We start from the raw sequence: 9,396 nt of genomic DNA, 5'->3' as shown, positions 1-9,396 counted from the left end.
CAGGCCGGATATATGGCAGCAACCTGTACCTGCATCGATGAACGGAGCCTTGCAAGCCGGGAGGAGACCATATAGGGGTTCACAGCGCCTCCTCGACGGTCCGGCGCTCCGGGGCCTGCCGCCGGATCAGCCCCGGGGAAGATCCATGACGACATGAGGATGCTTGATGAAGGAGGTTTTGTCTCCTGCCCGCCTGCGCCAGGGCGTCGGCATCGCCCGCTCGCTGGTGATCTACTGGCGCCCCGGCCGGCAGCGCGCCCTGCGCCGCCTCTACGCCGACTTCATCGGCCCCGGCGACCTGGCCTTCGACGTGGGCGCCCACCTGGGCGACCGCACCGCCGCCTTCCAGGCGCTGGGCGCCCGGGTGGTGGCCCTGGAACCCCAGCCGGGGCTCTTCCGCTGGCTGGCAAGGCTGGTGGGCGGACGCGCCGGGGTCACCCTGCTGCCCTGGGCCGCCGGCGCCGACCCCGGCGAGGCCGAGCTCGCGGTGAGCGAGGCCAACCCCACGGTCTCCACCCTGGCCCACGAATGGCGCACCACCATCGGGGCGCGCAATCCCGGCTTCCGGGACGTGCGCTGGGAGAGCCGCCGGCGCGTGGCGGTGACCACCCTGGACGCGCTGATTGCCGAGCATGGCACGCCGCGCTTCTGCAAGATCGACGTGGAGGGCTACGAGGCCGAGGTGCTGGCGGGGCTCTCCACGCCCCTGGCAGGGGTCTCGGTGGAGTTCGTCGCCGGCGCCCTGGAGGTGGCCGAGCGCTGCGTGACACGCCTGGCCGCGCTGGGCGACTATCGCTTCAACGTCATCGAGGGGGAGCAGCGCGCCTTCCGCTGGCCCGAGTGGCGCTCGGCGGACGCCACCCTCGCGTGGCTCGCCCGGGGCGCCGACGGCCTTCCCTCCGGCGACCTCTACGCAAGGCTGGCCGCCCCGGACGGCCCCGCGCCTTGTGACACCTCGACCGCGGAGCCGACCCCATGAGCACCGATACCCCAGCGGCCTTCCCCCGCTGGCAGAACCTGACGACCCCCGAGCTCGCCGCGCTGCCCGGCGAGAGCGTGGCGGTGATGGTGCTCGGCGCCATCGAGCAGCACGGCGCCCACCTGCCGCTCTCCACCGACCTGGATATCGGCGAGGGGCTGATGGCCGCCGCCCTGGCCAAGCTGCCGGCGGGCTTCCCGCTGGTGCAGTTGCCGCCCCTGGCGGTGGGCGCCAGCGACGAGCACCTGGGCTTTGCCGGCACCCTGAGCCTCTCGCCGGCGCTGGCCATCGCCACCCTGGAGGCCCTCGGCGAGGCCGTGGCCCGGGCCGGCTTCCAGCGCCTGGTGTGGCTCAACAGCCACGGCGGCAACAAGGCGGTGATGGACCTGGCCGCCCTGCGGCTGCGCCGCCGCCATGGCCTGCTGGTGGTCAAGGTCCACTACACGCGCATGCCCCTGCCGGAGGGAGTGCCTCAGGCGACGCTGCCCGCCGAGGAGCTGCGCCACGGCCTGCACGGCGGGGCGCTGGAGACCGCCCTGATGCGCCACCTGGCGCCGCAGAAGGTGCGCCTGGACAAGCTGGGGCACCCGATCTCCCGGGGCCAGGCCATGGCAGAAGAGGGCCAGCTGCTGGGGCCGGAGGGCGAGGCGGCCTTCGCCTGGCTGGCCGAGGACCTGCATCCGGAGGGCGTGGTGGGCAACGCCGGGCTGGGCACCGCCGAACTGGGCCGCCGCCTGGTCGAACACTACGCCGGTCGCATCGCCCGGATCCTGCAGGAGACCCGGGCGATGCGCCTGGAGCGGCCCCACGGCGGGCCCTGACGCCCCGTTTCGGCGCCTCAGCGTCGCACCCGGAAGACCTCGTCGAGCAGATGGCCGGCGCGGTCGGCCTTGGCGCTGAGATAGCGGTGGTTGTGGTCGTTGAGGGTGCCGTAGAGCGCCTGGCGCTCGACCACCTCGATGCCGCCCTCGGCCAGGGCCGCCATCTTCAGGGGGTTGTTGGTCATCAGCTGCACCCGACGAATGCCCAGCGCATCCAGCATGTCCACCGCCACCCCGTAGCGCCGCTCATCCTCGCCGAAGCCGAGGATCTGGTCGGCATCCAGGGTATCCAGCCCGCTGTCCTGAAGGGTGTAGGCGCGCAGCTTGTTGGCCAGGCCGATGCCGCGACCCTCCTGGGCCAGGTAGAGCAGCACCCCGCCGCCCAGCGCCTCGATCTCGGCCACGGCATTGCGCAGCTGCTCGCCGCAGTCGCAGCGCAGGCTGCCGAACAGGTCACCGGTGAGGCAGGCGGAGTGCAGGCGCAGCGGCACGGCCGTCTCCGCCGCCTCCAGGGCCGGGTCGCCGATCACCACCGCCACGTGCTCGCGCATCCCGTCGGGCTCACGGAACAGGATGAAGCGGCAGTCATCGGCATCGGCCAGCGGGATCCGGGCCTCGCTGACCCGGCGCAGCATGCCGGCGGCGCCCTCCAGGCAGCGTTCCGCCTGCTCGGCCTCCACCGCCAGCAGGGTGCCGTCGGCCACCGCTGCCGCCACCTCGTCCCGCTGCGCCTCGGCGACCCGTGCCACCAGCGCCGAGGGAACCAGCAGCGCCCGTCGCATCAATGCCAGGGCGGCCAGGTCCGCCGCTTCTGCCGGCTGCAGGGCCGCGCGGCACGCCTCGAGTCGCGCCTGGCCGAGGCGCGCCACTGGCGCGGCCCCGTAGGCCAGGGCGTCAAGGCGAGCCGTCATCTCCTCCGCGGGCAGCGGCAGGCGGGCCGCCCTGTCGGCCGGCTCCACCCCCAGGGCCGCCAGGCGATGCCGGCTCAGCACCAGCGCCGGCGTGGTGCCGGCCAGCTCATCCAGCCGCGAGACGGCCGCCTGGGCGGCTCCCTCGACGGCCTGGACCAGCACCCGGGACTCGCCGGCCACCAGCAGCACCGGCAGCCCGCGTCGTAGATCGAAGATGGCCCGTTCAACCTGATGCATCGCTCTCTCCTGGTGGTATCGATGCGCTTTGCGTCGCGCCGGCGAACTGCGCATGATGGCGGTCAGCTCCCCGACTGGAGGCCCCATGGGCGCCACTGACCCGACGCTGTCTCTGTCCCTGGAAGAGGCCTGGCAGGCCCTCGTCCATGCCGCCCATCCCGGCGGCGACGGCACGCCGGTGGCCGGCCTGTCGCTCTCGCCGGCGGGCTGGCAGGCCGGACGCCCCGTCTCGCCCGAGGCCCGCGACCTGCTCGACTGCCTGGCCCCGCTGGCCACCCGCGCCGGCCGGCTGGCCATCGCCCAGCTCGGCCAGAGCCTGGACGGGCGCATCGCCACCGAGAGCGGGCACTCCCACTTCATCAACGGGCCTGAGAGCCTGGTGCACCTGCACCGGCTGCGCGCCCTGGTGGATGCCGTGGTGGTCGGCGCCGGCACCGCCAGCGAGGATGACCCCCAGCTCACGGTGCGCCACGTGGCGGGCCCCCACCCGGTCCGGGTGATCCTCGACCCCCGGGGCCGGGTGACGCCGGACCGGCGACTGCTGCGCAACCCCGAGGTGCCGACCCTGCACCTGCACGGCGAGGGGGCGCACCCGGAAGGCCCGGCGGGGCACCATGTGGAGCGCCTGGCGCTGCCGCGGGTCGCCGACGGCTTCGCCCCCGCCGCCGTGCTCGAAGCCCTGGCCGCCCGGGGGCTCGACCGGGTGCTGATCGAGGGCGGCGGCGTCACGGTGTCGCGCTTCCTCGAGGCCGGCGCGCTCCATCGGCTGCACCTGCTGGTGGCGCCGCTGCTGATCGGCTCCGGCCGGCCGGGGCTGGCGATGACGCCCATTGCCACCCTGGATGAGGCGCGCCGTCCCGTGTCGCGGACCTTCCGCTGCGGTGACGACACCCTCTTCGATCTCGACCTCGCCCCGCCCGTCGCCTGACCCGCCGCTCGCCGAGGCGGGGCGAGCCACCCGGTACAGCAGCACCAGGCCGCCGGGCAGGCTGGCCACCAGCACCACGACCCCGTAGGCCATGGAGACCGCCACCCCCTGGGCCGGCGGCAGCCCCGCCAGTCCCCAGACCAGGGCCGCGGCTCCCTCGCGCACCCCCCAGCCGGCGAGCGACAGCGGGATCAGCATCGCCAGCAGTACCGGCGGCACCAGCGCCAGCAGGGTGGCAAACGGCAGCTCGACGCCGATCGCCCGGGCCGCGCAGACGAACACCAGGGCATAGCTCGCCACCACCAGCAGCGACCCGGCGAGCTGCTTCGGCCACACCGAGGCGGCCAGCAGGCTGCGCCTGAGATCGCCGCCGAGCCCCATCAGGGCCGCCGGGGGCCGCCGGGCCAGCTGCCAGCTCACCGGGACCAGCAGCAGCACGGCGGCGACTCCGGCCGGCAGCCAGCCGGACGCCGCGACGCCCCTGGCTGCGCCTGCCAGCAGCTCGTGCCAGAGCGGCGAGGCGGCCAGCACCCCCAGGGTCAGCAGCACCATGGCCAGCTGCCCGGAGGCGCGTTCGATGATCACCGCCCGCCAGGCACCGCCGCGGCGGCCGCTATCGCGGGAGTGGCGCCAGGCCCGGGCGGCGTCGCCGGCCACCCCGCCCGGCAGCACCTGGTTGAGGAACAGCGCCAGGTAGTACTCCCGCAGGGCCCGACGAAAGCCCAGCGAGAGCCCCAGCAGGCGGGCGGTGAGCCGCCAGCGCCAGGCGCTGAGGACGAGGGGCGGCAGGGTCAGCGCCAGGGCCAACAGGGCCCAGCCCGGCGAGAGCCGCTGCACCTGGGCGAGGATCGCCGCCGGCTCCAGCCACACGGCGAGCCCGACGAGCAGTGCCAGCCCCACCAGCGGGCGCAGCAGGCGACGGGCGCCGGCCATGCTCAGGCGCCCCCGGCCGACAGCGGCGGCAGTGCCAGCAGGTCACGATGGCCCACGGTCAGCCCCAGCTCCCCCGCGGCGAGGCCGGCCAGCCGGCGCGATCGCCAGCGGAACAGGCGCGCCTGCTCCTGCGGGGCCTGCGCCAGGGCGGCGTCGTGCCAGCCCTGCACCAGCTGCTCGGCCAGAGGCAGCAGCTCGCGCTCGCCGGCGGCGAGGTGCCAGGGGGTGGCCGCACTCTCCACGCGATAGCCGGCCGCGGCCATGGCCGCGGCGAGCACGGCGGGGGCATCCCCCCCCAGGGCCGGACCGAGCCCCTTGTCGCGGCGCTGGTGGGCCTGGAACAGCGCGCGGACCGCGGCATCCTCGTCGTCCTCGAGTCGCTGGCCCGCCGCATCCAGGAAGGCCCAGTCGCCGTCCACGCTGAGGGTGAACAGCAGCGCCTGGTGACGCCCGGCCGCGGCCGCCACCAGCGCCTCGGCCCAGGGGCGCGAGACCAGGTCGAACAGCGCCGAGGCCACCACCAGGTCGGCCCCCGCCAGCAGGCCGTCATCCACCGGCGCGAGGTCTCGGCAGCAGGCCTCGAGAGCCAGCCGGGCGCCGGCCGGGTCACGCAGGGTCGCGCCATGCCGGCGGGCCAGGGCGAGCAGCGCCGGGTCGTGATCGACCAGCCGCCAGCGCTGGGGGCCGGGCAGCCGCGGCGCCAGGAAGCGCAGGTTGCTGCCGCTGCCGCAGCCCAGGTCGACGATGCCACGAGGGCCGCCAAGCGCGCCGGGCCTGGCGGCGAGCCAGTCGGCGGCCAGGCCGGTCAGGCAGTGGCTGCGCGAGCGGCCATCCAGCCACTCGCGGCGGGAGAGCCAGTCGGCGCTGAAGCGCTCCCGGGGAGAAGGGGTGCCGGCGGGCAGCCGGTCGGTCTCGGGCGCATTCATCGCGATGTCTCCTCGGGGCGGTGATCGGCGGCAACGGCCGCCGGGGTCGGGTCGTCCAGGGCGGCCAGGAAGCGGTCGCCGGCCTGCTGCCAGTCGTCCAGGTCGCGACGGGCCTCACGGGCGCCGTGGCGCAGCCGGCGACGCAGCTCGGCGTCATCGAGCCAGGCGGCCAGGGCGTCACCCAGGGCGACGGCATCGTCGGGGGGCACGGCCAGCCCGGCGGCCGGCGGCAGGGTGTCGACCAGGGCGCCACCGGTGGTGGTGAGCACCGGCAGGCCCCGGGCGAGCGCCTCGGTGACCACCATGCCGTAGCCCTCGTAGCGCGAGGGCAGCACGAAGAGCTCCGCCCGGTGGTAGGCGGCAGCCAGCTCGGCGGCACTGCGCTCCCCGGCCCAGGCGATACGCCCTTCCAGCCCATGGCGTCGCGCGGCCTCGAGCAGCCGCTCGGCGTGGGCGGGATCCCGCTCGTGGCTGCCGATGGCCTCCAGGGTCCAGTCGCGGTCGCCGAGGCCGGCCAGCGCCTCCAGCAGCACGTCGTGTCCCTTGCGCGGGATCAGGGTCGCCACGCAGAGCAGGCGCCGGGGCCCGGGGGACTCCAGGTCCAGGGCGCTGGCCGCCTGCGGCGCCGGGTCGACGCCGGGCTCCACCACGCAGAGCCGCTCGGCCGCCACGCCGAAGCGGTGGAGGCCGCGGGCGGTCCAGTGGCTGGTGACGATGACGCGTCGCGCCAGGGCCAGGGCGCGGGTCTCGCTGTCGAGCAGCCGGTGGCGGGTTGCCTCGGGCAGGCCGGTCTCGTCGGCCAGCGGGTGGTGCACCAGGGCGACGATCGCCAGGCGATCGGCGTGGGGGGCGACCGCCTCGGGGAGCCCGCCCATGGCGAGGCCGTCGATCACCACCCGGGCGCCATCCGGCAGGGCCGCCAGCGCCCGGCCCATGCCCTGCCGGGCCGTGTCGTCGGGCACGGGGAAGCGCCCCTCGAGCCCCACCACCTCGACGGCACGGCCCCGGGCCCGCAGCGCCGAGACGATGCGGGCGTCATAGACATAGCCGCCGGTGAGCTGGCCGGGGTCGCCGGCCACGATCAGGGTGAGCGTCTCCGCCATCACAGGGTGCCCTCGAAGCTCGCCCAGGCAATATGCGACTCGTGCAGGGTGACGGTCATCGCCTCGAGCCCGCCGGCCCCCTCCCCCAGGTGGCCGAGCTGGATCGACGTGGCCAGGCGCTCGAAGATCACCCGGGCCATGAACTCGGTGGTGGTGTTGCGCCCGTGGAACTCCGGCAGCTCGTCGAGGTTCTGGAAGTTGAACTCGCCGAGCACCGCCTTGAGCGCCTCGCCCGCCAGCCCGATGTCCACCACCAGGTCGTGGTCGTCGAGCTCGCGGCGCTGGAAGGTGACGTCCACCACGTAGGTGGCGCCGTGGGTCCGCTGGGCGGGCCCGAACACGTCGCCGCGAAAGCTGTGGGCGATCATGAAGTGGTCGCGAACGGTGAGTCGGTACATGGCCGGGGCTCCAGTCAGTGGGACGTCGGGTCAGTCGGGGGTGGCATAGCGCAGGCGGTGGCAGAGCACCTCCCCCGCGCCGGCGGCGAGCCGGGGCATCAGGGCGGGCAGCTCATGGAAGTCGCTCTCGCCGCTGATCAGCGCATCGAGGCAAGGGTCGCGCAGCAGGTCCAGCGCCAGCGCCAGGCGACGACGGTGGTCCCAGCGCGGCATGCGCTCGGCGGGCAGGCGGCCCACCTGGCTACCGATCAGCCGCAGCCGCCGGGAGTGGAAGGCCTCCCCCAGCGGCAGGCTCGCCTCGCGATCACCGTACCAGCTCATCTCCACCACCCGCGCCTCGTCGCCGGCCAGCGACAGGGCCTGGCGCAGCCCCTCGGGGTTGCCGCTGGCATGGATCACCAGGTCGTTGTCGGCCGGCGCCCGCTCGGCCAGGCGGAACTCGACGCCCAGGGCGAGGGCGAGTTCCGCCCGCGCCGGCGAGACGTCCACCAGGCAGACCCGGGTCCCCGGGATGGCCGCACAGAGCCAGGCCATCAGGGCGCCCACCACGCCGGCGCCGATCACCGCGACGCGGTCCCCGACGCGCGGCTCGGCGTCCCAGCAGCCGTTGATCGCGGTCTCCATGTTGGCGGCGAGCACCGCCCGGGCGGCGGGCAGCCCCGCCGGCAGGGGCGTGACCGCGGCGGCGGGCACCACGTAGCGATCCTGGTGGGGGTGGAGGCAGAAGACCTCCCGGCCCAGCAGCGCGTCGGGACCGGCCTCGACCACGCCCACGCTGACATAGCCGTACTTCACCGGCCAGGGGAAGTCACCGGCCTGGAAGGGGGCGCGCATGCGCTGCCACTCGCTCTCGGGCACCCGCCCCTGGAACACCAGCGCCTCGGTGCCACGGCTGATGCCGCCGAACCGCGCCTTGACTAGCACCTCCCCCTCGCCGGGGGCAGGCAACGGTTCCTCGCGCAGTTCGCCGTGGCCCGGGGCCAGGGTCCAGAAGGCGGTGGCGGTGTCGACGGCCATGGGGTCTCCAGCAAGAGGGAACGGCAATACTTCTACAATAATGGTACATTTACCACAATTTGCATAACTTTAGCGATACCGGCGGTCCCCATCGCGGCCGACTGCTACGGTGATCACCATGGGCCCCTGAGGCTCAGCATAGCGGCAATGCCTCGCCACCATGGCGACCGACAACGGCGATCGACAACGGCGATCAACAACTACCAGAGAACCCGGATGCCCTCTCCTGTCTCGTCCCACCCACCTGAGCAAGGGCCCGCCGAGGCGACGCGGCCGTGGCGGCTGGCCATGGAGCTGGCGCTGGGCGGCCTCGCCCTGCTGGGGCTGTTGCTCCTGCTGATGCTGCTGGCCTCCGGGACGGACAGCGCCGTCTCGCCTCGGGTGGCGCCGCTGGCCATCGTCACCTACCTGGGCATGGCGACCCTGCTGTGGCGCGCCCTGCGGCGAGGGCCCCGGGCACAGGCGGGGCTGGGCCCGGCCAACCGGGCCACCCTGGCGCGAGGCGTGCTGGTGGCCCTGCTGGCCGGCACCCTGGCCGACTCGGCCCTGCTGGCCGCCCGCGGGGAGTGGCTCTTCGCCCTGGCGCTGGTGGCCCTGGCCCTGGACGGCGTGGACGGCTGGGTGGCCCGGCGCACCGCCAGCGCCAGCGCCGTGGGGGCCCGCTTCGACATGGAGCTCGACGCCTTCTTCATCCTGGTGCTCTGCCTGGCGCTGCTGCAGCTGGAACGCGTCGGCCCCTGGGTGCTGGCCATCGGCGCCATGCGCTACGTCTTCGTGGCGGCCAGCTGGCGCTGGCCCTGGCTCGCCGGCGAGCTGCCCGAGAGCCAGCGCCGCAAGGCGGTGTGCGTCTGGCAGGTGGCGGCGCTGATGCTCGCCCTGCTGCCGGCCATGTCCGATCTGCTCGCCGGCTGGCTGGCGGCCACCGCCCTGGCGGGGCTCACCCTCTCCTTCGCGGTGGACGTGCGCTGGCTCTACCGCCACCGGTGAATGGGAAGCCGTCTGAGCGTCCCGCAACACTCGAGGCTGTTCCGGCGACAGGTCTGCGAGGGGGCGCTGTGAACCCCTATATGGTCTCCTCCCGGCTTGCAAGGCTCCGTTCATCGATGCAGGTACAGGTTGCTGCCATATATCCGGCCTGTGTAT

9 protein-coding genes and 1 pseudogene are annotated in these 9,396 nt (G+C 74.5%); 4 read left to right on the top strand and 6 right to left on the bottom strand.

The window, feature by feature from the left end; translation table 11 throughout:
* Positions 1-166 precede the first annotated feature (166 nt).
* The gene (locus tag BDK63_RS17890) at positions 167-979 is read left to right on the top strand and encodes an FkbM family methyltransferase (RefSeq protein ID WP_183334449.1); all 813 of its coding nucleotides are present in this window, start codon (positions 167-169) and stop codon (positions 977-979) included.
* Positions 976-1,800 (top strand): creatininase family protein, encoded by an 825-nt coding sequence (locus BDK63_RS17885; RefSeq protein ID WP_183334447.1) that lies wholly within the window; start codon positions 976-978, stop codon positions 1,798-1,800. Before BDK63_RS17890 ends, BDK63_RS17885 begins: the two co-directional genes overlap by 4 nt.
* Before the next feature lie 17 nt (positions 1,801-1,817).
* On the opposite strand, the gene BDK63_RS17880 is transcribed toward BDK63_RS17885, so the two are convergent.
* The gene (locus BDK63_RS17880; RefSeq protein WP_183334445.1) at positions 1,818-2,948 is read right to left on the bottom strand and encodes a GTP cyclohydrolase II; all 1,131 of its coding nucleotides are present in this window, start codon (positions 2,946-2,948) and stop codon (positions 1,818-1,820) included.
* A 52-nt stretch (positions 2,949-3,000) separates the two neighbouring features.
* Here BDK63_RS17880 and BDK63_RS17875 point away from each other — a divergent pair, with 52 nt between their 5' ends.
* Entirely contained in the window at positions 3,001-3,876 is an 876-nt protein-coding gene (locus tag BDK63_RS17875; protein WP_343065343.1) for a RibD family protein, read from the top strand.
* Positions 3,877-3,942: 66 nt separating this feature from the next.
* On the opposite strand, the pseudogene BDK63_RS18610 reads toward BDK63_RS17875, so the two are convergent.
* The 5 genes and pseudogenes from BDK63_RS18610 to BDK63_RS17850 form a co-directional block, all read right to left on the bottom strand.
* Positions 3,943-4,809, bottom strand: a pseudogene (locus BDK63_RS18610) (lysylphosphatidylglycerol synthase transmembrane domain-containing protein); the annotation flags it as partial.
* Between the two features lie 2 nt (positions 4,810-4,811).
* Positions 4,812-5,735, bottom strand: a complete 924-nt coding sequence (locus BDK63_RS18730; RefSeq protein ID WP_183334443.1) for a methyltransferase domain-containing protein — start codon at positions 5,733-5,735, stop codon at positions 4,812-4,814.
* Positions 5,732-6,838, bottom strand: a complete 1,107-nt coding sequence (locus BDK63_RS17860) for a glycosyltransferase family 4 protein (RefSeq protein ID WP_183334442.1) — start codon at positions 6,836-6,838, stop codon at positions 5,732-5,734. Before BDK63_RS17860 ends, BDK63_RS18730 begins: the two co-directional genes overlap by 4 nt.
* Positions 6,838-7,236 carry a 6-pyruvoyl trahydropterin synthase family protein gene (locus BDK63_RS17855; protein ID WP_183334441.1) on the bottom strand — a complete coding sequence of 133 codons (399 nt, stop codon included), beginning with the start codon at positions 7,234-7,236 and terminating at the stop codon, positions 6,838-6,840. The genes BDK63_RS17860 and BDK63_RS17855 overlap by 1 nt, the downstream gene beginning before the upstream one ends.
* Positions 7,237-7,266: 30 nt before the next feature.
* Positions 7,267-8,253, bottom strand: coding sequence for a zinc-dependent alcohol dehydrogenase (locus BDK63_RS17850; protein WP_183334440.1), 987 nt, complete (start codon positions 8,251-8,253; stop codon positions 7,267-7,269).
* Positions 8,254-8,469: 216 nt separating this feature from the next.
* On the opposite strand from BDK63_RS17850, the gene BDK63_RS17845 reads away from it, so the two are divergent.
* Entirely contained in the window at positions 8,470-9,240 is a 771-nt protein-coding gene (locus BDK63_RS17845) for a CDP-alcohol phosphatidyltransferase family protein (RefSeq protein WP_183334439.1), read from the top strand.
* The last annotated feature ends 156 nt before the right edge of the window (positions 9,241-9,396 follow it).

Source organism: Halomonas campaniensis (assembly GCF_014193375.1).
In the GTDB taxonomy this organism is placed as follows: Bacteria; Pseudomonadota; Gammaproteobacteria; order Pseudomonadales; family Halomonadaceae; genus Halomonas; species Halomonas campaniensis.
This window is presented reverse-complemented; position numbering and strand designations above follow the sequence as displayed.